At 66.5% G+C, this 22,273-nt stretch carries 20 protein-coding genes and 1 pseudogene; 6 read left to right on the top strand and 15 right to left on the bottom strand.

The window, feature by feature from the left end:
- Window positions 1–1,028: 1,028 nt before the first annotated feature.
- Window positions 1,029–2,858 carry a glutamine--fructose-6-phosphate transaminase (isomerizing) gene (glmS, locus tag U5809_RS18145; protein WP_322087561.1) on the bottom strand — a complete coding sequence of 610 codons (1,830 nt, stop codon included), beginning with the start codon at window positions 2,856–2,858 and terminating at the stop codon, window positions 1,029–1,031.
- A 156-nt stretch (window positions 2,859–3,014) separates the two neighbouring features.
- Here glmS and U5809_RS18140 point away from each other — a divergent pair, with 156 nt between their 5' ends.
- Window positions 3,015–3,506 carry an Lrp/AsnC family transcriptional regulator gene (locus tag U5809_RS18140; RefSeq protein WP_322087560.1) on the top strand — a complete coding sequence of 164 codons (492 nt, stop codon included), beginning with the start codon at window positions 3,015–3,017 and terminating at the stop codon, window positions 3,504–3,506.
- Window positions 3,507–3,544: 38 nt separating this feature from the next.
- Here the strand turns inward: U5809_RS18140 and panB are convergent, their stop codons facing one another.
- Window positions 3,545–4,399, bottom strand: coding sequence for a 3-methyl-2-oxobutanoate hydroxymethyltransferase (gene panB, locus U5809_RS18135; RefSeq protein WP_322087559.1), 855 nt, complete (start codon window positions 4,397–4,399; stop codon window positions 3,545–3,547).
- A gap of 77 nt (window positions 4,400–4,476) precedes the next feature.
- Here panB and U5809_RS18130 point away from each other — a divergent pair, with 77 nt between their 5' ends.
- On the top strand, window positions 4,477–5,295 hold the full coding sequence (locus U5809_RS18130; protein ID WP_322087558.1) for a helix-turn-helix transcriptional regulator: 819 nt from the start codon (window positions 4,477–4,479) through the stop codon (window positions 5,293–5,295).
- A 13-nt stretch (window positions 5,296–5,308) separates the two neighbouring features.
- On the opposite strand, the gene U5809_RS18125 is transcribed toward U5809_RS18130, so the two are convergent.
- Window positions 5,309–5,842, bottom strand: coding sequence for a methylated-DNA--[protein]-cysteine S-methyltransferase (locus U5809_RS18125; protein WP_322087628.1), 534 nt, complete (start codon window positions 5,840–5,842; stop codon window positions 5,309–5,311).
- A 48-nt stretch (window positions 5,843–5,890) separates the two neighbouring features.
- Window positions 5,891–6,075: pseudogene (locus tag U5809_RS18120) on the bottom strand (Ada metal-binding domain-containing protein); the annotation flags it as partial.
- Between the two features lie 318 nt (window positions 6,076–6,393).
- On the opposite strand from U5809_RS18120, the gene U5809_RS18115 reads away from it, so the two are divergent.
- Window positions 6,394–7,686, top strand: coding sequence for an MFS transporter (locus tag U5809_RS18115; RefSeq protein WP_282507815.1), 1,293 nt, complete (start codon window positions 6,394–6,396; stop codon window positions 7,684–7,686).
- Between the two features lie 72 nt (window positions 7,687–7,758).
- Here the strand turns inward: U5809_RS18115 and U5809_RS18110 are convergent, their stop codons facing one another.
- On the bottom strand, window positions 7,759–8,862 hold the full coding sequence (locus U5809_RS18110; protein WP_282507814.1) for a LacI family DNA-binding transcriptional regulator: 1,104 nt from the start codon (window positions 8,860–8,862) through the stop codon (window positions 7,759–7,761).
- Between the two features lie 71 nt (window positions 8,863–8,933).
- On the opposite strand from U5809_RS18110, the gene U5809_RS18105 reads away from it, so the two are divergent.
- Window positions 8,934–9,770 (top strand): NAD-dependent epimerase/dehydratase family protein, encoded by an 837-nt coding sequence (locus U5809_RS18105; protein ID WP_176051716.1) that lies wholly within the window; start codon window positions 8,934–8,936, stop codon window positions 9,768–9,770.
- A 28-nt stretch (window positions 9,771–9,798) separates the two neighbouring features.
- On the opposite strand, the gene U5809_RS18100 is transcribed toward U5809_RS18105, so the two are convergent.
- The 3 genes from U5809_RS18100 to U5809_RS18090 all read right to left on the bottom strand — a co-directional run bounded on the left by U5809_RS18100 (window position 9,799) and on the right by U5809_RS18090 (window position 11,506).
- Window positions 9,799–10,119, bottom strand: a complete 321-nt coding sequence (locus U5809_RS18100; protein WP_322087557.1) for a DUF1330 domain-containing protein — start codon at window positions 10,117–10,119, stop codon at window positions 9,799–9,801.
- 129 nt (window positions 10,120–10,248) lie between these two features.
- The gene (locus tag U5809_RS18095; RefSeq protein WP_322087556.1) at window positions 10,249–10,947 is read right to left on the bottom strand and encodes a hypothetical protein; all 699 of its coding nucleotides are present in this window, start codon (window positions 10,945–10,947) and stop codon (window positions 10,249–10,251) included.
- A gap of 100 nt (window positions 10,948–11,047) precedes the next feature.
- Window positions 11,048–11,506, bottom strand: a complete 459-nt coding sequence (locus U5809_RS18090; protein WP_322087555.1) for a MerR family transcriptional regulator — start codon at window positions 11,504–11,506, stop codon at window positions 11,048–11,050.
- 77 nt (window positions 11,507–11,583) lie between these two features.
- On the opposite strand from U5809_RS18090, the gene U5809_RS18085 reads away from it, so the two are divergent.
- Window positions 11,584–12,828, top strand: coding sequence for an NADH:flavin oxidoreductase/NADH oxidase family protein (locus tag U5809_RS18085; RefSeq protein ID WP_282507810.1), 1,245 nt, complete (start codon window positions 11,584–11,586; stop codon window positions 12,826–12,828).
- Window positions 12,829–12,894: 66 nt separating this feature from the next.
- Here U5809_RS18085 and U5809_RS18080 read toward each other — a convergent pair whose 3' ends face one another.
- From U5809_RS18080 to U5809_RS18050, 7 genes are all read right to left on the bottom strand, one after another.
- Window positions 12,895–15,012 (bottom strand): TonB-dependent receptor, encoded by a 2,118-nt coding sequence (locus U5809_RS18080; protein ID WP_322087554.1) that lies wholly within the window; start codon window positions 15,010–15,012, stop codon window positions 12,895–12,897.
- A gap of 50 nt (window positions 15,013–15,062) precedes the next feature.
- A complete protein-coding gene (locus U5809_RS18075) occupies window positions 15,063–17,186 on the bottom strand; it encodes a TonB-dependent receptor family protein (RefSeq protein WP_322087553.1) in 2,124 nt (707 codons plus the stop codon).
- 173 nt (window positions 17,187–17,359) lie between these two features.
- A complete protein-coding gene (locus tag U5809_RS18070) occupies window positions 17,360–17,779 on the bottom strand; it encodes a DUF2946 domain-containing protein (protein ID WP_322087552.1) in 420 nt (139 codons plus the stop codon).
- Window positions 17,757–19,226, bottom strand: coding sequence for a PepSY domain-containing protein (locus U5809_RS18065; RefSeq protein WP_322087551.1), 1,470 nt, complete (start codon window positions 19,224–19,226; stop codon window positions 17,757–17,759). Before U5809_RS18065 ends, U5809_RS18070 begins: the two co-directional genes overlap by 23 nt.
- A 242-nt stretch (window positions 19,227–19,468) precedes the next feature.
- The gene (locus U5809_RS18060; protein ID WP_282507807.1) at window positions 19,469–19,954 is read right to left on the bottom strand and encodes a hypothetical protein; all 486 of its coding nucleotides are present in this window, start codon (window positions 19,952–19,954) and stop codon (window positions 19,469–19,471) included.
- A 94-nt stretch (window positions 19,955–20,048) separates the two neighbouring features.
- The gene (locus U5809_RS18055) at window positions 20,049–20,603 is read right to left on the bottom strand and encodes a hypothetical protein (protein ID WP_322087550.1); all 555 of its coding nucleotides are present in this window, start codon (window positions 20,601–20,603) and stop codon (window positions 20,049–20,051) included.
- Window positions 20,604–20,676: 73 nt separating this feature from the next.
- Complete coding sequence (locus tag U5809_RS18050; protein WP_282507805.1) at window positions 20,677–21,000, bottom strand: DNA-binding protein; 324 nt, start codon at window positions 20,998–21,000, stop codon at window positions 20,677–20,679.
- Between the two features lie 591 nt (window positions 21,001–21,591).
- Between U5809_RS18050 and U5809_RS18045 the strand changes: the two genes are divergently transcribed.
- The gene (locus U5809_RS18045; protein ID WP_322087549.1) at window positions 21,592–22,224 is read left to right on the top strand and encodes a LysE family translocator; all 633 of its coding nucleotides are present in this window, start codon (window positions 21,592–21,594) and stop codon (window positions 22,222–22,224) included.
- Window positions 22,225–22,273: the final 49 nt, after the last annotated feature.

The raw sequence follows: 22,273 nt of genomic DNA, 5'->3' as shown, positions 1-22,273 counted from the left end.
GCCGAGGGCAAATGGTCTTTGAAGGCACGGTTGCGTTGTATCCATTCAGGCCTCACCGACGTTCTTTGGCCCCGGATTTTCTTCTCTTGCGCGCTTCATTACGTGCGAAAACAGGTTCATCAACTCCTGTGAGCTGCGATTTTTTACCGCGAACTCAAGCAGTTGCTGCTGATGCGCTTTCCGTATGCTCTGGAGCGAGGCGTAAGCCCGCGCATCAACCGCGCCAAAATTCGAGCAATACGCTCCTCTGACGCGTAATGAGATGGAACGACTTCAGCAGTCGCGGCAATTCCGATATTTATCTTTGCGGAATTGACGGTAACCACACGCAACTCATGCAGTCCAACTGTAGCTTTCTCTGTTGTACACCAATCCTTGAAGTTCAGCATTCGTCAGCGGAACAACGAGATGCTGACTGGCGGATGGCGAAACCAAAGACGGCAGCAATTCTGTCTGTTTCTACGGTGCAGGCAGCCGAAATCCTACGCGCGGGACCGCGCGACGACATCCCCTTGCTTGCGCGGGCGTTCAAGGCGCCGGCGAACCGCATACATAACAAGTGGATGTTATGGCTTTTGGCCGAGCTACCGAGCGAACGGTGGGGCATAAGCCCCGAGCGTGGCGGTGCTTGACACGTCCTTTCTAGGAATTCTCAGTGGTCTGTAATAGTGTCCCGCGGATTACGGGGCCGGCCCTTCGGCAAAAGGGACCCGCTTTCGGGACGCTTCTACTTGGAACCACGAGACGCTTTCATTTTCGCCAGAACAACTGGTGGTAAGTTGGCCGCGACCTTCAAATGGCGGTTTCAGGAAGCGACAGTGCGGAAGCTTGCGCTTTGCGAAAAATCTAAGGCGCCGTCGCAAATCGCAGGTTGCTCGGCCCCCTTCGACGCGTCTCATCAATTAATTTTCTATACGCTTAGTGCTGCAAGGGTCGCGAGTTCCCGACATCCCTCGTAAACGAAATTTTTGTGACCGGCGTAAACGAAACTAATTGACATCAGCAATACCGGCTGAAAACGCCGCCCCTCACTCCACCGTCACCGACTTCGCCAGATTCCTCGGCTTATCAATATCCGTCCCCCGCGCCAACGCCGCGTGATACGCCAGCAACTGCATCGGCACCGTATGCAGAATCGGCGACAGCGGCCCGTAGTACTCGTTGAGCCGAATCACCTCGATCCCCTCACTCGGCACGAGCCCACAGTCCACATCCGCGAACACGAACAGCCGGCCATTCCGCGCGCTGACCTCATGCATGTTCGACCGCAGCTTTTCGAGCAGCATGTCGTTCGGCGCAACCGCGATCACCGGCATCTCGTTGCTGACGAGCGCCAACGGCCCATGCTTCAGCTCGCCGGCCGGATAAGCCTCCGCGTGAATATAGGAAATCTCCTTCATCTTCAGCGCGCCTTCGAGCGCGATCGGATAATGCATTCCACGCCCGAGAAACAGCATGTTGTCGCGTCGCGCGAGCAATTCCGACCACGCCATGATCTGCGGTTCCAGCGCGAGCACTTTCGACATCGCATCGGGCAGGTGCCGCAGCGCGCGCAGATGCGCCTTCTCCTCGTCGTCGCTCAAGCGCCCGCGCACTTGCGCGAGTGACAACGTCAGCAGGAACAACGCCACAAGCTGCGTCGTGAACGCTTTCGTCGAAGCCACCCCGATCTCGATCCCCGCACGCGTGACGAACTGCAGCGCACATTCACGCATCAGCGCACTCGTCGCGACGTTGCAGATCGCGAGCGTATGCGTCATCCCGCTTTTCTTCGCGACATGCACGGCCCCGAGCACATCGGCCGTTTCACCGCTCTGCGACACCGCGACAACCAGCGTGCGCGGATTCGGCACGCTGTCGCGATAACGAAACTCGCTGGCAATTTCCACGCTCGCGGGCAGCTTCGCGATGCTCTCGATCCAGTACTTCGCGGTCAAGGCCGCGTGATAACTGCCGCCGCACGCGAGCAGCAGCACCGAATCGACGTCGTTGAACACGCGCCACGCGCCGTCGCCGAACAGTTCGGGCATGATCGACGAAACATCGAGCAGCGTATCGGCCACGGCCTGCGGCTGCTCGAAGATCTCTTTCTGCATGTAGTAGCGGTACGACCCGAGATCGGCCGCGCCGCTATGCGCGGCGACGCGTTGCACCGCGCGCTCGACGCGCTGGCCGTTCGCATCGACGATCCAGTAGCGATGCAGTTGAATGTCGGCGACATCGCCGTTCTCCAGATACGCAATGCGATCGGTGATGCCCGACAGCGCGATCGCATCGGACGCCAGGAAATTCTCGCCTTCGCCGACACCGACGACGAGTGGCATCCCGTCGCGCGCACCGACGATCCGGTGCGGCTCGTCGCGGCACATCACCGCGATCGCATAGCTGCCGCGCAGTCGCGCAACCGCGCGCCGGACCGCGTCGAACAGATCGCCGTCGTACAGGTGGTCGATCAGATGCGCGATCGCTTCGCTGTCGGTCTGGCTGGCGAACACATAGCCATGTGCCTGCAGCTCCGCACGCAGCTGATCGCAGTTCTCGATGATCCCGTTATGTGACAGCGCGATGCGTGCATTGGCGTCACTCGGCGAGAAGTGCGGATGTGCGTTGAGCGTAACGGGTGCACCGTGCGTGGCCCAGCGCGTATGCGCGATGCCCGTGTAACCCGACAACACATGTTCGGCGATCTCGCGCTGCAGGTTGGCTACCCGATCGACGCTGCGGGCGCGCGCCAGCGCACGGTCGCGGTAGACCACGACGCCGCACGAATCGTAGCCGCGGTATTCGAGCCGCTTCAGGCCGTCGACCAGGTTCGGCAGGATGTCCCGCTGGGCGACCGCCCCGACAATTCCACACATATCGCGCTCCGTAAATGTCCCGTCTGGACCAGTGAGAGCGATAGTAGAATCAGTGAAATGGAATTAAATTTCAAAAAATAAGAAGAAGTGAAATGAATGGTAGATCATCTATCATGTTGAAATTAAATTTCATTTCATGACCGGAAGGAGCCGCCGATGGCCGGCATCACCCTCGACGATCTCGACCTGCGCATCCTCGCGATCCTGCAGGACGACGCGTCGGTGTCGAACCTGCAACTGGCCGAGCGCGCGCTGTCGTCGCCGCCCACCTGCATGCGCCGCGTGCGGCGGCTGACGGAAGCCGGCGTGATTCGTCGGCAGGTCGCGGTGCTCGACCCTGTCGCGATCGGCACGGCCGTCACCGCGCTGATCGAGATCAGCCTCGATCGCCAGACGGCCGAAGACTACGATGCGTTCGAAACGTACGTCTGCGCGGAGCCGGCCGTCACGCAGTGCTACCGCGTGTCGCCGGGGCCCGATTTCGTCGTGGTGGCCGATCTGGCCGACGTCGCCGAATACGATGAATTCGCGCGGCGCCTGTTCACGGGCGCATCGAACGTCCGCAACGTTCGGACGTTCTTCTCGACGCATCGCGCGAAATTCGAAGCGAATGCACGGGTCGCGCATGCGATGCGCAAGCGCGCGTGACGTGACCGCGTCGTTCGCCACGCATCACACATCAAACATCACGCAGCCGCGGCTGTATCCGCGAGTTGCAGCGGCTTGCCGTACCCGAAGCAATGCGCGGGCTCCGGAAACATGCGCTGCCGCACGTCGTGCGCGTACTGGCGGATCGCGTCACGCGTCACCGCATTCGCATCGGCATAGCGCTTCACGAAGCGCGGCGTGTACGCATCGAACGCGCCGATCATGTCCTCGGTCACGAGCACTTGCCCGTCGCATGCCGGCGACGCGCCGATGCCGATCGTCGGGATCGTCAGCGTTTCGGTCAGATGGCGCGCGAGGGCTTCCGCCGTGCCTTCGATCACCACGCTGAACGCGCCGGCCCGCTCGGCCGCGCACGCGGCGTCGAACACCTGCGCGGCCGAACGCGGGTCCATGCCCTGCGCGCGAAATCCTCCCGTCGCGTTGGCCTGCTGCGGCATGAGGCCGACATGCGCCATCACCGGAATGCCGCGCTCGGTCAGGAAGCGGATCGTGTCGGCCATCTCGCTGCCGCCTTCGAGCTTCACGGCCTGCGCGCCGGTTTCGGCGAGCAGCCGCGCGGCGGAGCGATAGGCCTGCGCGGGCGATTCCTGGTAGGTCGAGAACGGCAGGTCGACGACGACGCACGCCTGCGCGGCACCGCGCACGACGGCCGCACCGTGTGCAATCATCATGTCGAGCGTGACGCGCAACGTATCGGGCATCCCGTACAGCACCATGCCGACGGAGTCGCCGACGATGATTACGTCGGCCACTTCGTCGACGAGCTTCGCCATCGGCGCGGAATACGCGGTCAGCGACACGAGGCTGCCGATGCCTTTGGTCGAACGGATCGCGGTGACGGTCTTACGGGTGGTGCGGGTGTGAGCGCTCATGAACGGAAGCCGTGTGAAAGAAGAGCCGCCACGGTAGCATCGCGCTCGTTCGTGCAATGACCTTCGGAGGACGTCTTATGTTGCTGGCGGGACAATCGGTTGACCCTTACGCGGTGCCGCCGATGGCGCGCCTGCCGAGGCCGCTGTACGTGCGCGCGTTCGGGATCCCCGGCAACGTGAGCGTCGACGCGCACAGTCATCCGTGGGCCCAGCTGATGTATGCGACGAGCGGCGTGCTCGAGGTGTCGACGCCGTCGGGCCGGCAACTGCTGCCGCCGCACTATGCGATGTGGATTCCGCCGCACGTGCCGCATGCGGTGTCGACGCGCGATTGCGTCGCGTTCCACAGCCTCTATCTCGACGCGGCGATCGCGCGCGACGACGTGAACGACGACTGCACGATCCTCTGCATGACGCCGCTGCTGCGCGAGCTGGTGATCGCGACGGGCGAGTTGCCGGTGAATTACGACGAGACGGGGCCGGACGGCGCGCTGGTGTGCCTGATCGCCGACCGGATCGCACGCATGGAGCCGGCGCCGCTGACGGTGCCGCTGCCGCGCGATCCGCGGCTGCTGAAAATCGCGCGTGCGCTGCATGCCGCGCCGGGCGATACGCGCAGCCTCGACGAATGGGGCCATCAGGTCGGTGCGACGCGGCGCACGCTGTCGCGGCTGTTCCGGCAGGACACGGGGCTGTCGTTCACCGAATGGCGGCAGGCCGTGCGGCTGCTCGCGGCGCTGCCGCTGCTCGATGCGGGCGAGCCGATCGGCACGGTGGCCGCGCAACTGGGCTACGACTCGACGTCGTCGTTCATCGCGCTGTTCCAGGCGAAGTTCCGCGTGACGCCCGGCGCGTATGCGAAGCGTGAAGCGCGCCGGCCCGTGTTGAGCGCGTGACGCACGCCGTCGATCAGAACGCGAGCGCCTGCTGCACCGGGTGGTGGATGCCGCGCGAGAACTCGGCGCCTTCGAGCGACAGCAGCGCGCGCTTGCGGTCGATGCCGCCCGCATAGCCGGTCAGGCTGCCCGACGCGCCGACCACGCGATGGCACGGCACGATGATCGATACCGGATTGCGGCCGACCGCGCCGCCGACGGCGCGTGCGCCGCTCATCGGCAGCCCGACGCGTTCCGTGATGTCGCCGTACGACACGAGTTCGCCGAACGGAATCGCGAGCAGTTCCTTCCACACGCGTTGCTGAAACGCCGTGCCGCGCAGGTGGATCGGCACCGAGAACGTGTCGCGCGTGCCGGTGAAGTACTCGGCGATTTCTTCCGCGACCGTGCGTGCGATCGGCGACATCGCGTGCGCGTCCGCTTCGGTCACGATCGCCACTGCCGGAAAGTATTTCTGGCCGACGAAGTACAGGCCCGTCAGCGCATCGTCCTCGATGCGCACGGCGATGTCGCCCAGCGGGCTCGGAATCAGGTGAGCGGGAGTCATCGCGCTACATCTCCATGAGGGCGCCACACATGCAATGCGGCATACGCGCGCCGCGGCGGTCGGGTAGAAGCTGAAGTTCCGCGCGTTCGGCGGCTGCGCCGGGCAGACGGGGCGGCAACACACGCTCGTCGTCGCCACGCCTGCGAAGAACCCGCCGTCGAGCGGCGGTTCCGCGAAAGCAGGGCGTCACAGCAGGTGTCGGGATCGAGGCGCATGTCGCGACTGTAAACCATCCCCGCGATCGATTCTGGCTGGAATCGGACATGTGGTTCGGCGGCCACCCTCGCTGCGCGCGTCGGGAAAATCCGGGAAAAACGGTTAATGCCAATCTACGAAACAGTCGTCTCTTTTGCCGCGGCCAATTTGAGATGACTCATCGAAATCCCCGAATGACAGGGCGCCGGCAGACGCCCTATCCTTTGAAAAACGTTTTCCAGATTGATTGGTGAAAGGGCCAGTGCGACAGCGCGCGAGCCGATCGCCCCGGCGCCGGTCGCCGGTCAACGAACACAGTGCGGCGCGACGGGCGCGGCCGCGCATCGGAGACATTCATGCAATCTGCCGTCGTCGGCGCCGTGCGCGCAGCCGCCAGCCGCTACCGCTGGACCGTGTGTGCGCTGCTGTTTTTCGCGACCGTGATCAACTACATGGACCGGCAGATCCTCGGCCTGCTCGCGCCGATGCTCCAGCACGACATCGGCTGGAGCCAGGTGCAGTACGGCCGCATCGTGATGGCGTTTTCCGCGTTCTATGCGCTCGGCCTGCTCGGCTTCGGGCGGATCGTCGACTGGCTCGGCACGCGCGTGTCGTACGCGGTGGCGATGCTGGTGTGGAGCATCGCCGCGATGCTCCATGCGGCGGTCGGCTCGGTGACGGGCTTCGCGTTCGTGCGCGCGCTGCTCGGGATCGGCGAGGGCGGCAACTTCCCGGCCGCGATCAAGACGACGGCCGAATGGTTTCCGCGCCGCGAACGCGCGCTGGCCACCGGCATCTTCAACTCGGGCGCGAACATCGGCGCGGTGTTTGCGCCGGCGATCATCCCGGCGATCGCGGTGGCCTACGGCTGGCGCGCGGCGTTCGTGATCATCGGCGCGATCGGCCTCGTGTGGCTCGTGGTGTGGCTCGTGCTCTATCGCCAGGCCGACACGCGTGCGCTCGCCGCGGAGTACGACGAGCCGCGCGACGAAGCCGAAGCGCTCGATGCCGCGAATGCGAACGCCGGTGCGCCGCGCTGGGGCGAACTGATCCGCAAGCGCGAAACGTGGGCGTTCCTGATCGGCAAGTTCCTGACGGATCCGGTGTGGTGGTTCTATCTGTTCTGGCTGCCGAAGTGGCTCAACGAGTCGCGCGGGATGGACATGCAGCACATCGGCCTGCCGCTCGTCTGCATCTACGCGCTGACGACGGTCGGCAGCATCGGCGGCGGCTGGCTGTCGTCGGTGCTGCTGCGCGCGGGCTGGAGCGTGAACGGCGCGCGCAAGACGGCGATGCTGATCTGCGCATGCTGCGTGCTGCCGATCGCGTTCGTGTCGCAGGTGCAGAGCCTGTGGCCCGCGGTGCTGATCGTCGGCCTCGCCGCCGCCGCGCACCAGGGCTGGTCGGCGAACCTGTTCACGACGGCGTCCGACCTGTTCCCGCGCCGTGCGGTCGCGTCGGTGGTCGGCATCGGCGGGATGGCCGGCTCGATCGGCGGCGTGCTGTTCTCGGAAGTGATCGGCCAGGTGCTGCAGCGCACGGGCCACTACTGGGTGCTGTTCGCGATCGGCGCGTCGGCCTACCTGATCGCGCTGGCCGTGATGCACGTGCTCACGCCGAAGATGAAGCCCGCGAAACTCGACGCTTGATTGCGTCCCGGAAAGCGAACGCGCCGCCCGAGGGCAGCGCGTTTTCTTTTGGCGTTCGGGAAGGGCGTGTGGTCAGCCGGCCGATGCCGTCGACGCGCGCATGATCAGGCGCGGCTCGAACGTCGAATAACTCGCATCGGTGCGCCCCGCGAGCGCGTCGATCAGCTTCTGCATCGCGAGCTCGCCCATGTTCTCGCTCTGGATGTCGACGGTCGTCAGCGCGGGCGCCGCGTATGCGCCGTACGGCACGTTGTCGATGCCCGCGACCGACACGTCCTGCGGCAGCCGGAAGCCGAGCGACGCGGCTTCCTTCATGAAGCCGAGCGCGATCAGGTCGTTGTAGCAGATCACGGCCTGCGGGCGCTGCGGCCCGAGCATCACGCGCGAGCACGCGCGTTCGCCGGCTTCGGCGGTCGGCGCATGCGCGTCGTGCACGTCGAGCGTGAGCCCCGCTTCGGCGAGGCAGTCGCGCGCGCCCTGGATCCGCTCGTCGTTCACACGCGCGGTGCCGAAGCCGAGATAGGCGATGCGCGTATGGCCGAGATTGAGCAGGTGACGCGCGAGCATGTAGGTCGACAGCCGGTTGTCGATGCCGACGCTCGGAATCGGCAGGCCAGGGCTGCGACGCAGCAGCACGAGCGGCTTGTTGAGGTCGAGCATCCAGCCGGCTTCGTCGTCGGGCATCCGCGTGCTGACGATCAGCCCGTCGACGCGCTGCGCGAGCGCCTCGATCAGCGAGCGTTCGCGCGCCTGGCTCTCTTCCGTATCGACGAGCAGCAGCGTGTAGTCGTGCTGCAGCGCGACGCGGTTCGCGCCTTTCACCACGTTCGTGAAGTGCGGGTTGCTGATATCGAGGATCACGAGGCCGATCGTGCGCGTGCGGCCGGTGATCATCGAGCGCGCGAGCGGGTTCGAACGGTAGCCGAGCCGGTCGATGGCCTCCTTGAGCCGCGCCTCGACGGTCGGCGAGAAGCGCTGCGTGCCGTTCACGTACTTCGATACCGTCGCGACCGACACGCCGGCTTCCGCGGCCACGTCGCGGATCGTCGGGGAAACTTTTTTCATCGGAAGGGTAACGTTTTCGTTCGATAACGCCGGATTGTGGCAGAAAAAGCCGGCCCGCGGCCACTGGCCGATATCGGGAAAGTGCGGATGGCTGCGAACAGGTTCGACCATTGACGTTCGGCCGCGCCACCGCGTATAGTTGGAAAACGTTTTCCGATTTTGGTCAGATTCAAGGAGATTCGATGAACGCCTCATCCACCGCGGCGCGCAAACCGTTCGGGCGCCTGCTGCTGACGGGCGCGGCCGGCAACCTCGGCCGCCAGTTGCGCGGCGCGCTCGCCGACTGGGCCGACGTCGTGCGCGTCAGCGACATCGCGGCGCTGGACGACGCGGCCGCGCATGAAGAAATCCGCGTGGTCGACCTGGCCGATCGCCCGGCCGTGATGGCGCTCGTCGAAGGCGTGGACGCGATCGTCCACCTCGGCGGCATTTCGGTCGACGCGCCGTTCGACGATCTGGTCGGCGCGAACATCACCGGCACGTACAACCTGTACGAAGCCGCGCGCAAGCATGGCGTGAAGCGCGTCGTGTTCGCGAGCTCGAACCATGCGATCGGTTTCCATCCGGTCACGGAAGTGCTCGACGCCGATTCGCCGTTGCGTCCCGACAGCCTGTACGGCGTGACGAAGTGCTTCGGCGAATCGCTGTCGCGCTATTACTTCGACCGCTTCGGGATCGAGACGGTGTGCCTGCGGATCGGCTCGTCGTTCGAAGTGCCGAAGAATCCGCGCATGCTGGTCACGTTCCTCAGTTATCGCGACTTCATCGAGCTTGTGCGTTGCTCGCTGCTGACGAATCGCGTCGGGCACGCGATCGTCTACGGCGCGTCGGACAATCCGGTGAAGTGGTGGGACAACACGAAGGCCGGCTTCCTCGGCTTCCGTCCGCGTGACAGCTCCGAGCAGTTCGCCGAGCTGTTCCCGGTGACGGCGCCGACCGCCGAGTACGACGATCCCGCGCAGCGGTTCCAGGGCGGCGGCTTCGTCGTCGGCGAGCCGATGGAGCGGAAGGCGTCGTAAGCGCTGCCGGCCGCGCCGGCGTCGCGATTCAGCGCAGGATGTCGGTGGCCTTGTGCCGTTCGTCGACGCCGTCGATCAGGATCAGTGGGCCACTCGCGTGTCGTGCACGCAGCGGCTGGATCTGCCCGTACGCATCCGATTCGTACCAGGCGCGCGCCGTGTCGAGATCGGGAAACGCGATCGCGATCAGGTCGCCGCGCCACACGCCTTCGCTCACCTCCGGCCGCGCGCCGTGAATCACGAAATGGCCGTCATACGGCGCGAGCGTGCCGTCGATGCGTTCGAGGTATTCGACGATGTCGTCGCACAGGTCGACGTCGTGCAGGTGGGCGATGGCATAGGCGGTCATGGCGGGCTCCGTGGCGTTGCGGTTCGTGAGTCGATGGGGCCATGATCGCGGCGCGGGCGGTGCGCGTCGATTACCTGCGACGTAAGCAAATCCCGACAGCCGCGCCGCATGGCTGCCGGGCCGCCGCCGTCAATGCTTGTTGCGGCACGCCGGATCGCTGTCGTGCCGCTCGCTCGATTCGCACCAGTAGCTCGGCCGCCACGCTTCGAACGAAACGGCCTTGGCCGCATTGGCGCGCGTGACGCGTACCGGGTCGGCCTTCAGCGCATCGCCGTCCTGCTCGTAGTTGAATTGCCAGTTCCGGAACACTTCGCGATGGAACACCCACGTGCGGTGCGCGACGTCATAGCGAAACGTCACGCGGTCGCGCCAGTGGTTGTGGCCCGCGAATACGCCCTGCTCGACGGTAAACGTGCGAGGCTCGACCGTGAGCGCGTTCTCGGCGACGCCGTCGAGATACGGATCGCCCATTCCGCCTTCGTCGGCTTTCATGATCACGGTGTCGTTGCGAGCGGCCAGTTGGTAGCGTCCGTTCGCGCTCTGCAGGAAGATCAGCAGCGGGCGCAGCGACGGTGTGCTCATCGAATCGCCGGGCTGATGCGCGACGACGACATAGCCGTTGCGGGTGCCGTCGGTCAGGCGCCCCGACGCGGCATCCAGCGCTTCGTAGCCGGCGGGCAACTGCGCGACGATGTCGTCCGGCAGCGCGGACGTGTCCGGGCAACGGATCGACGAATGCGTGTCGTCGCAGGTCGAGGCGAAGGCATTGCCGATGCCGAACGTCAGCAGCGCGGCGACGAGAAATCCTCTGATACGGGGGATCGTCATGCGGAAAGGGTCATGAGGGTGCGCAGCGGAAGCCGATGCGCTTGCATCGGCTCGTCTCGCCGCGGCTCGGGTTGATCGATGGGTGGCGCAGTGCAATCCGTCACGCGCGCTTGCGTGCCGGCCGTACGACGGGCGCCGGTTCGAGCGGCTGGCTGGCCTGCTCGCAGAGCCGGTCGAGCATCCGTTGCGCGGCGCCCGCGCAATCCTCGCCTTCGGGCTTGTTCTCGATCTCGTCGATCAGTGTCTCCAGCTGCTGCCGGTTCTGCACGAGCCGTTGTTCGAGCAGTGCGATTTCGTCGACCTTGTGCCGCAGCGCCACCAGCAGTTCGTCGCGCGGCCACGCGCAGAGATCGGGCGGCAGCACTGCGCGGATTTCGTCGAGCGCGAAGCCCGCGCGCTGCGCGCGGTCGATGATCGCGAGCCGCGTCAACGCTTCCGACCCGTATTCCCGATAGCCGTTGGCCTGGCGGCGGGCCGGTTCGAGCAGGCCGCTCGCTTCGTAAAAACGGATGCGCGACGCCGCGAGGCCGCTTGCCTTCGCCAGTTCGCCGATTTTCATGGTGTACTCCAAAAGGGCTTGACCTTAAAGTTGACTTTAAAGTTATCGTTGGGCATCGTCAATCGAGGATGTCCACCATGAATCTGTTTGCGCCGCTGACACTGCCCAACGGGGCGGTGATTCCGAACCGTCTGGCCAAGGCCGCGATGGAAGAGAACATGGCCGATGCGGACCACGCACCGTCCGACGCATTGCTGCGCCTGTACCAGGCGTGGGCCGACGGCCAGGCCGGCCTGATCCTGACCGGCAACGTGATGGTGGACGGCCGCGCGATGACGGGGCCGAACGGCGTCGTGCTCGAGAGCGACACGCATCTCGACCGCTTCCGTCGCTGGGCGCAGATCGCGCGCTCGGGCGGCGCGCACGTGTGGATGCAGATCAATCATCCGGGGCGCCAGATGCAGGCCGCGCTCGGCCAGACGACGCTCGCGCCGTCGGCCGTGCCGCTCGCGCTCGGCGCGCTGTCGAAGCAGTTCCCGGTGCCGAAGGAAATGACGGAAGCCGATATCCGCGACGTGCAGCAGCGCTTCGTGCGCGCCGCGCAGCTCGCGGAGCGAAGCGGCTTCACCGGCGTGCAGGTTCACGCGGCGCACGGCTATTTGCTGAGCCAGTTCCTGTCGCCGCTGACGAACCGCCGGCAGGACCAGTGGGGCGGCAGCATCGAGAATCGCGCGCGCCTGCTGCTCGATATCGTGAAGGCCGTGCGCGCGACGGTGTCGCCGGAGTTCGTCGTTGCGGTGAAGCTGAACTCGGCCGATTTCCAGCGTGGCGGCTTCAGCGCGGACGACGCGAAGCGCGTGGTCGAACTGCTGAATCCGCTCGACGTCGATCTCGTCGAGCTGTCGGGCGGCAGTTATGAAGTGCCGGCGATGCAGGGCGAGGCGCGAGACGGGCGCACGTTGGCCCGTGAAGCGTATTTCCTCGAATTCGCGCGCGACATCACGGCCGTCGCAAAGATGCCGCTGATGGTCACGGGCGGGATCCGGCGCCGCGCGGTTGCCGAGCAGGTGGTGAACAGCGGCGTGGCGATGGTCGGCATCGCGACCGCGCTGTCGATCGATCCGAACCTGCCGCGCGACTGGCGCGCGGGCAAGGACAGCGCGCCGGTGCTGCAGCCGATCCGGTGGAAGAACAAGGCGCTGGGCGCGCTGGCCAACATGGCCGTCGTCAAGTTCCAGCTCACGCGGCTCAGCGAAGGGCGGCGCACGCACCCGCAGGTGTCGCCGCTGCGTGCACTGGTGCGGCAGCAACTGGCCGCGCAGTGCCAGACGCGGCGCTACCGGAAGTGGATGGCGGGGCGGGCGGCGGGCACGCGCGCGTAATGTGCGTGTGCGTGCCCGCGGCGGCGCGGCCGGAGACTGACCGGCCGCGCCGCCGCGCAAGTACCGTCAGAACCGGTAGTTCGCCAGCACCTCGAAGCGCCGGTCGTTGCCGAGCAGGTACTGCGTCTCGTTGTAGTACGCGGACTGCACGTAGCGGCGGTTGAACACGTTGTACGCACGCGCGGTGATCGTCGTGTCCTTGCGCGGCTTCCACGCGAGACCGAGGTCGACGGTCGTGTACGACGGCATCACGAGCTGGTTCGCGGTATCGGCGAAACGCTTGCCGACGTACTTGACGCCCGCGATGCCCGTCCAGTCAGGCGCGAAGCGCCAGCTCACCCACAGGTTCGCGAGCCGCTGCGGCACCGACACCGGCACATTGCCCGCGCGCGACACCGTCGTGCCGCCGGACGACTGCTGGAAATCGTCGTATTTCGCGCGCAGGATCGACACGTTCGCGTCGACCCGCCAGTCCTTCGCGATCTCCGCGCCGACCGTCGCCTCGAGCCCGCGCGACGACTGCTGGCCGACCTGGATCGACTGGTTCGGGTTCACCGGATCGGCCGTCAACAGGTTGCTCTTCACGATCCGGTACGCGGCGAGCGTCCATTCCGCCTTGCCGTCGAGGAACGACTGCTTCACGCCGATCTCGATCTGCTTGCCGGTCGCGAGCGTGAAGTTCGCCTTCGACGCATTCAGCGACAGCAGCGAGCTGACCGGATCGGCCGACACCGAGTACTGGCCATACACGGCGAGACCGGGCCGCACGTCGTACACGGTGCCGATGCGCCAGCCGGTATTCGCGAACACCTTCGTGAACGCGCCGCCGTTGACGAGATCGTCACGGTTCACGCTTGCGTGGTCGTAGCGCAGCCCGCCGATCACCGACCAGCGCGACGTGATCTCGAGCCGGTTCTCCGCGAACAGCGCGTACTGGTTCGACTGGCTGCGGTACTTCGGATACGTGCCGGCCGTGTTGATGAAACTGCCCGGGTCGAAGTTGAACGGATCGACCGTCGACGTGCCCGAATACGGCGAGTTGTTGTCGTGCTGGAACGTCGTGTGGTTGAACTCGAAGCCGGTCGATAACGTGTTGCGCATGCCGAGCAGCGCGCTGCTCACGGCGGCCGTCGTCACGTTGCCGTACTGTTCCTGGTCGTGGAAGATTTCCGTGTAGCTGCTGCGCCGGACCTGCGCGCTCGACGGCAGGTACGTGTAGTACTCGGCGTCCTTCCAGTGACGGTTGCTCTTCATCCGGTACAGCGTGGTCGTCACGTTCAGGCTGTCGCTCGGCTGCCAGTTCGCCGACACGGTGGCCCAGCTGTCGCGGAACGCGATGTCGCTGTCGCCGACGTTGTAGTTCTTCTTGTCGAGCGCGCGATCGCGCGCGCCGTTCACGAGCGGCACACCGAAATACTGCATCGGGTGCATGAAGCCCTGCGCATACGACGCCGTCACGTACAGGTCGGGCGTGACATCGTAGCGCAGCGCGCCGGAGACTGACAGGTTGCGCGAATCGCCGCGGTCGACCCAGTTCGACGAGCGGTTGCCGCTGATGTCGAAGCGGTACGACAGCTTGTCGTTGATCGCGCCGCCGCTGCCGAACGCGGCGCGCGCCGTGCCCTCGGTGCCGCCGCCGACCTGCAGCTCGTTGCGGATCGGCGTGCGCGTCGGCTTCTTCGGCACGATGTTGACGATGCCGCCGATCGCACCTTCGCCGTAGATCACCGAAGCCGGGCCGCGCAGCACGTCGATATGGTCGACCGACCACGTGTCGAACGGGAACGTGACACCGATCGCGCCGTACGGGCGCACGCCGTCATAGAGCTGCGTGACCGACGACGCACCGACGAAGCCGCGCGCGGCGAGCTCCGAGTTGCCGTTGCCGGGGTGCGGCGACGCGCTGATGCCGGCGGCGCGGCTCACTGCGTCGATGATCGAACTGTCGCCGCGCGTGTCGAGCGTCTTGCGATCGATCTGCTCGACGCTCGCGGGCGTTTCGAGCGACGACAGGCCGAGATGGCTGCCGGTGTCGAGCGGTTGCGTGAGCGCGGGCGCTTTCTGCGCGTCGACGCGGATCGGGGCGAGCGTGGCGCCCGTGCTGTCGATACCGCTTTCCTGTGCCTGCCCGGCGGGAGAGAAGGCCGCGAGAACGGCGGCGGGCAGCATCAATCTGAACTTCATGTTTCGGTTTCCTTTGAATCTGTATAACGAGCATTGCCGCAGGCGGCCCATCAGAACGCGTACCGCATGCCGGCGAACACGCTGCGTCCTTCGCCTGGATAGAAGATCGCGGTATTCGCGGTGCGCGCATCGGCGACCGTGCTGATGTCGCTGACATAGCGCTTGTTGGTCAGGTTGCGCGCGTCGACGAACAGCGACAGTCCGTTGCGGAAGTCGTAGCCGGCCTGCAGCCCGAGCAGCGCGTAGCTCGGCACGCGCAACGTGTTCGCATCGTCGGCCCACGCGCCCGACGGCACCCAGTCGAGCGTGGCCGCGATGTGGAAGCCGCTCGGGCGCGCGTAACCCAGCGTCGCGCGCAGCACGTTCAGCGGCACGCCCGCGATCCGGTTGTTGCCGTACTGCGGGTCGTTCTTGAAGCGGAAGTCGTTCAGGTTCCAGATGCCGGACAGCGTGATCTTGTCGCCCACGCCGCGACCGGTGACGTTGCGGAACAGTTCGACCGAGGCGCCGGCCTCGATCCCTTGCAGCACCGTCTTGTTCGCATTGAACGTCGACGCCGGCACGTCCGGGTTCGTCGTGTACTGCAGCAACTGGTCGCGCACGAGCGAGCGATAGGCGGTTACGTCCCAGCTCACGCGCTCGCGTGAGCCGCGCGTGCCGAACTCGATCGTCCAGGCGTGCTGCGATGCGAGCGGCGTGAAGCGCGTCGTGTTCGAGAAGGTTTGCGTGAGGTCGGTGAAGTCGGGTACGTCCTGGCTGCGCGTGATGTCGACGTAGGCCTGGGTGTTCGCGTCCGGCTGCCACATCAACCCGAGCTTCGGATTGACACCGCTGTAGCTCGCGTTCGTCGACCTGTAGTTCGGGTCGCGCGGCAGACCGCCGTTGTCGATGTACTCGCGCACCGAGTGCAGCGCCTTCACGCCCGTCATCAGCGCGACGGTCGGCAGGAAGAACAGCCGGTTCTCGACGTACGCCTCGTAGTTGAACGCCGTCTGCGTCGAATCGAGCGTCTGTGCGCCCTTGTTGCCGTTGACGTTCACGTACTGGTTCGCCTGCGTGCGGCCGCCGAAGAAGCGCGCGCCGACGATCAGGTCATTGCGCATCCCGCCGAGCGTCAGGCGGCCCGCGTAGCGCGGCGCAAATCCGTAGGTCCAGCCGTCCTGGTCGAGCGCCTGGAAGATCGGGTGATAGAGGCTCTTGTGAATTGCCCACGTGTCGAATTGCAGTTCGCCCGAATCGAGCTTCACCGTCGTGCGGTTTGCGATCCGCTCGGTGCGCGTGTTGCGCGCCTGATCGCCCGATATCGCATTCGGCGCCGCCTTGGTCGGATTGTTCAGCGCGTCGGACAGCGACAGCGTGCCCGGCAGCAACTGGTCGATGACGTACACGCCGACGTAGAAGCGCGTCTCGACGGCCGGGCTGAACCGGTAGCCCACGTTCGCGTTGAACTGCTCGTATTGCCCCTTCGAGTGATCGCGATAACCATCCGAATGATTGACGCTGAAGTTCGCGAGGAAGTCGAGCGGGCCGATCACGCGTGAGATCTGCGCGCTCGTGCGCCCCGTGCCGTAGCTGCCGCCTTCCACGCGCATGATGTTGGGCGCGTCGGCGGTGTGGGCGGTCGGCGTGATGAAGTCGATCGCGCCACCGAGGGTCGACGCGCCGTACGCGAGGCCGTTGCCGCCCTTGTAGACCTGCACCGCCTGCAGTGCGAGCGGATCGATCTGGTAGTAGTCGCCGCTGCCGTCCGCGAGGTTGGTCGGGATGCCGTCCTGCAGGATCTCGAGGCCGCGCGCGTGATATGCGCGGGCAATCCCCGAGCCGCGGATCGACAGGCGCAACTCCTGGCCGTAGCGGTTCTCGACGAACACGCCGGGCACGTCCTTCAGCACGTCGCGCAGCGTGAATGCGTAGGTGTTCTGGTAGCTGTCGGCGTCGACGAAGCCTACCGAGCCGACCGTCCGGTCGAGCGTGCGCTTCAGGTCGACGGTCGATTTCGACGTCAGCGAGTCCGTTGCGCGGGCCGCGTTGACGTTGATCGCGGGCAGCGTCGCCGCGGCAGGGGCGTCGGTCTGGACGTCGGTCGGCGCGGCGCCTTGTGCGCATGCGGCTGACGCGGAGAGCACGGAGATCGCGCCGGACAGCGCGACGGCAATACGGGTCAAGGGAAACATGTCGTTATACGTAGGGTTAGGGTGACGATGATGAAACGGACACGATGCGCGCCACGCGCGGTGCCGGCCGCCGCGTGTGGTCACGCGCGCGGGCTCGACATCGGGCACCGGCAGGGCGGGCAGGCGAAGTGGACGGCGCCGCGCGGTGTGCGGCGACGCGGTCGCGATGTGCGTCAGGCGCGGGCGGAGGGTGGCCCACGGGCGGCGAGCGCGTAGCGCTTCGCCGGGTGGCGGGCCGCGGGGATCGGTGGCTCGGGCGGCGCATGCTGCACGGCCGGGGAGGCGGACAGGAACACCGCGTACTGCAACGGCGGATGGCCGGCGAGCAAGCCGCAATAGCCGCAACGGTCGACATGCGCATCGGCGGGCGCATGCGGTTCCGCGTGCGCCACGAGCGTGTTGCCGGTTGCCGAGCAGATCGGCGCGGCCGGCAGGCCGCTATCAGACGCGCTTGCGCGCAGTTGCGAGATCAGTGGCGCGACGAGCGCGAGCACGAGCGCGAACAGCCCGAGCCACGCCGTGGCCCGGGCTTGCCGTGTCGGCGCGCAGCGTGCGCCGGCGCGCGATGAATCAGGCTGCCGCGCGTGCCGCACGGCCGAACAGCAGACGGTCGATCAACCAGACCGCGACGATCGTCGCGCCCATCAACGGGAAGACGATGCCGAGCAGCACGAGCCCGGTGATCCAGCAGCGCATCGGCGGCGTGCCGCGTTCGCGCGACGGTGCGCCCAGCTTTCCGGCCGGGCGGCGCTTCCACCACATCACGGTGCCCGTGACGGCCATTGCGGCCAGCCCGAGCGACAACACCGCGCAAATGATCTGGTTCGCGAGCCCGAAGTAGCGGCCCATGTGCAGCGACGTGCCGTACGACACGGCCCGCGATACCGCGCCGTAGTCGTCATAGCGGATGTCCTTGAGCACGGCGCCGCTGTACTGGTCGATGTAGATCGTGCGTTCCGCCTTCGGGTCGGCGGGGAAGTACGACGCGGTGAACACGCTGTCCGCGCCGGACGGCAGCGCGAGCGTGTAGCCGCTCGTCACGCCGAGGCCAGCGACGATCGCGATCGCGCGGGCCAGCGGCAGCGGCGCGGGCGTCGGCGCTGAAGGCGAATGCGGAACGGGTACGTTGCCCACCGCCCACGGCGTTTGCGGCAACGGCAGGTCGTCCATCACCATCCCCGGCATCGAGTCGTCCGAATCGTGGTGATGGCCCGACGGTGCGGCGGCTTGCGCGGGCGCATGCTCGGGCGTTGTTACCGCGCCCGGGCGCGTCGAGCGCACCGATGAGCCGCCCCATGCGCCTTCCGGCGCGCCGAGGTTCACGGTCGCGGCGAGCGCCTTGAAGTTCTTGCCCCACGAGCCCGACCACGGCAGCCCCGACAGGATGAACGCGACGGTGCCGGCCGCGAGCCAGATGCCGGCCGTCGCGTGGACGCTTTTCCACAGCGGCCGGCCGCGCAGCGAGAGGTCGGGCCGCAGTGCGCGCCCGACGCGCGTGGCGCCGCGCGGCCACCACAGCGCGATGCCGGTGCCGATCATCACGAAGGTCCAGCACGCGGCGAGCTCCATCAGCAGCTCGCCCGTCTTGCCGAGCAGCAGCTTGCGATGCAGCATCCGGGCGACCTGCATGAAGCGGTTCTCCACGCTCAGCGTGCCGAGCACGCTGCCGTCGTACGGGTTCACGTACACGCTCTCGCGGCTGCCGTCGCGCAGCCGGAATACGTATTCGGCGCTGCGGTCGGGCGCGGTGGACACCTGCACGGACACCGGTGTTGCGCCGGCCGGCATCGCGGTGCGTGCGCGCGCGAGCAGCGTGTCGGCATCGAGCCGCGGCGTGGTCTGCGGCTCGACGACCAGCCGGTGCGGATACAGCAGCGGCTCGATCTGCGGCTGGAAGCAGTAAAGCGTGCCCGTGATCGCGAGGATCACGAGGAACGGCATCACGAACAGGCCGGCATAGAAGTGCCAGCGCCAGAGTGTCCGGTAACCGGCGCTTGCGGAACGGGTGGGCGAGATTGCCCGATCGACGGTGGTCGACATGGTGTCAGCTCCTCGTGTTCGTCGAGCGGCAGGACCGGCGCGGGCCGGCCGCCGTCAACGCGCGTCGCACCCGCGTGCGCGCATCGACGCGACGGGCGGCGCGGCGTCGTGCGCAAACGGTGCGCGACGCGGCGTCGCCCGCGCGATGCGGGCATGCGGATGAACGCTTGAATCAGGTCGTGTGAAACGAACGGCGTGAACGCGCATGCACATCGACGTGCATGCGCCACAGGGCGGAACGTTCAGCAGAACAGAGGAGGCGCGCGAGAAGGCGGGCGATCGTCGAATATCGATCGCACGAAAGGAAGACTGTCGAAGTGAACGCGGAACCGTCGCGGCGCCGCGGCGGGAAACAGCAGCACCAGCAGCACGAACGACGCGAGCGCGGTGAACAGCGCGGCACCGAATGCGCACAGACTGTCGCCGTTGCCGGAGGACGCCGTCTTGCCGGCATGCGCGTCATGCTTGAGCGCATCGACGAGCGCCAGCGCATCGTTGGCCGGCGTGATCGGCGTGCTCGCATCGAAGCGGGCGGCCAGTGCGGCGCCCGCGACGATCAGCGGGCCGCGGCCCGAACACAGCACCACCGAGCCCGCATCCGGACCGTCCGGATCGAGCATCACGGCGCCCGACATCAGCGCGCGGGACAGCAGCGTCACGAGGAGGAAACCCCACAGCAGCTGTCGCGCGACGCCTGGCCGAAGCAGGAAGTGGCGAAGTGCGTTCATGGCGCGCGATTGTACATCCGTTTGCGCGCACGGACTGGCGTGCGGCGCTGATGGGCGGGATCAGCCGATGCGCGGCCGGAAGCGGAATGCGGGGTTATTGCGGGCCGACTGATCCCGGGTCCGGTGCGACGTTCGCGGGGCCGTACGACCACGTGCCGTCGGCCCGCGCGATCAGCACGTTGCCGGTGCGCCCGTCGTACAGATGCCACTGCTCGTCGGCCGGGTCGTCGCCGTACGGCCAGGTCGTCAGCTTGCCGCCGAGGTCGAAGTCGAAGGCCCACGCACCCGGCTGGGTGCGCGGCGCGACCGATCTCAGGAACTGTCCGTCGAGTTGCAGCGCGGCGGCCGCGATGTCGCCGGCGCGCGATTCGCTATGCGCGAGTTCACGGCCGTCGAACGCGATCGACCAGTGGCAGTAGCAGATCCACAGGTGTCCGTCGCCGGCGACGGTCACGCGCCGCGACGCCAGCCTGTCGCGCGCCGAGGCGGACAGGCCGGACGCGCCGACGCACGGCTCGCTGACATGCAGCGCGGGTTGTCCGAACTCGAACGTGAGGAAGCTGCCCTGGCCTTTCGTCACCGACCAGGCTGGCGTATCGCAGATGGCCGGCCAGATCCGGTCGAAGTCGGCCGCGTTCACGAGGGGCATGTCGACGAACGGAACCCGGCGCGGCCGTGCCTGCCGCGATGGCTGTCCGTGGCAGCCGATGCGGTGTGCCAGTTCAAGCCGGATAGGCGTCGTCGACCTTCAGGTTCGCGAGCCGGAACAGCGTGCGCAGCGTCTGCGGATGAATGTCGCGGTGCGATGCAAGCGACGTCAGCATGAAGTCGAGTACTTTGGCGTAGCGAAGCAGCACGAGGCAACGTGCGAGATCGGGGGTACGGCCGCGCATGTCTTCGGCGAGGTTGACCATTTGCGTCGACAGCGTGCGCGCCATCTCGAGTTCCATCTGCTGTTTTTCGGTCCAGTCGGGCAGCGGCTGTTCGAGCACTTTCGCGAGAAAGAGCTGGAATGACGTATCGGACGAGTTGGGCAGCGCATCCATGAAGAGCCTCGTGCGTGTGCGGATCGTTCGGGCGAATCCGTGGACGCGCCCGTGGGTGGATGTGTGTCCGCGCTTTGATCGGCGCGGTGTTCACCCGAACGGAATGCAGGTTCCGTACCAGCGTCGCGGGACGATTGTTGAGTAATGTTGAGCCGTGATAACGCGACGTCGGCGAGTCCCGCCGGTACTGGATCGAGGCGGCGGTCGAGGAAGACATCCATACGCGCGGCGCGATGTGTGCCGCGCACGCAAAACGGATCGACGAGTCGAAATGCTTCAGGGATGTAACGTAACGCCCGCATAAAACCTGTCGCATGATTTCGTCAGCGAGCGGCCGGGACGATGCGTTTCGCGCGTCCCGGCCACGTCTGACGTACGTTCGCCGGTGCGACATGCCGGAACGGGACGCCTCGCGTAGCGCGACGCAAACCCGCTGCGAATGCCTCAGTTGTTTCAAAACCGAGACGTATACGCGAGCGACGATCCGGGCCCATGGCCACGAAACTGGCCCAGCGAATTGCCGGCCAACTGTCCATGGGCAGACGGCGCGCGTTTGCCAACAATCTCCAGATCATCCCTGCGAGGTTCGACATGAGCGTCCACGCCTTCTTCTCGGCCAACCTGCTGCTCGCCTATACGGCTTACTTCATCGGCACGGCCAGCCCGGGGCCGAGCAACCTGGCGATCATGTCGGTCGCCGCGAACCAGGGCCGCAAGGCGGCGCTGGCGTTCGCGCTCGGCGTCATTTCCGGGTCGATGTTCTGGGCGACGGTCGCGGCGCTCGGCGTATCGGCCGCGCTGCTCGCGTGGTCGAAGCTGCTGGTCGCGATCAAGGTCTTCGGCGGGCTGTACCTGCTGTGGCTCGCGTTCAAGTCGGCGCGCACGGCGCTGTCGGGCCCGGCGGCGGCATCGGTGAACGCGGCGCGCGAGCAGCGGTTGTCGCGCTTCTACGTGCGCGGCGCGATGCTGCACCTGACCAATCCGAAGGCGATCCTCGTGTGGGTATCGATCGTCGCGCTGTCGTCGAACGGGGCGGGTGCGTCGCACGGCGCCGTCGTGCCGGGCTGCCTCGTGATCGGCAGCCTCGTGTTCGGCGGGTATGCGCTCGTGTTCTCGATGGACGGCGCACGCCGGCTGTACGTGCGTGGCCGCCGTGCGATGGAGGCGTGTCTGGCCGTCGTGTTCGGCGTGGCGGGGATTCGGCTGCTGGTGACGAACGTCTAGCCGCGCGGTCGTTGCCGAAACCCTCCGCGGCGCCGACGCACGGCGGAGG

Source organism: Burkholderia sp. BCC1999 (assembly GCF_905339975.1).
In the GTDB taxonomy this organism is placed as follows: Bacteria; Pseudomonadota; Gammaproteobacteria; order Burkholderiales; family Burkholderiaceae; genus Burkholderia.
The sequence above is the reverse complement of the archived record's forward strand: the minus strand, read 5'-3'. Positions and strand labels throughout refer to the sequence as shown.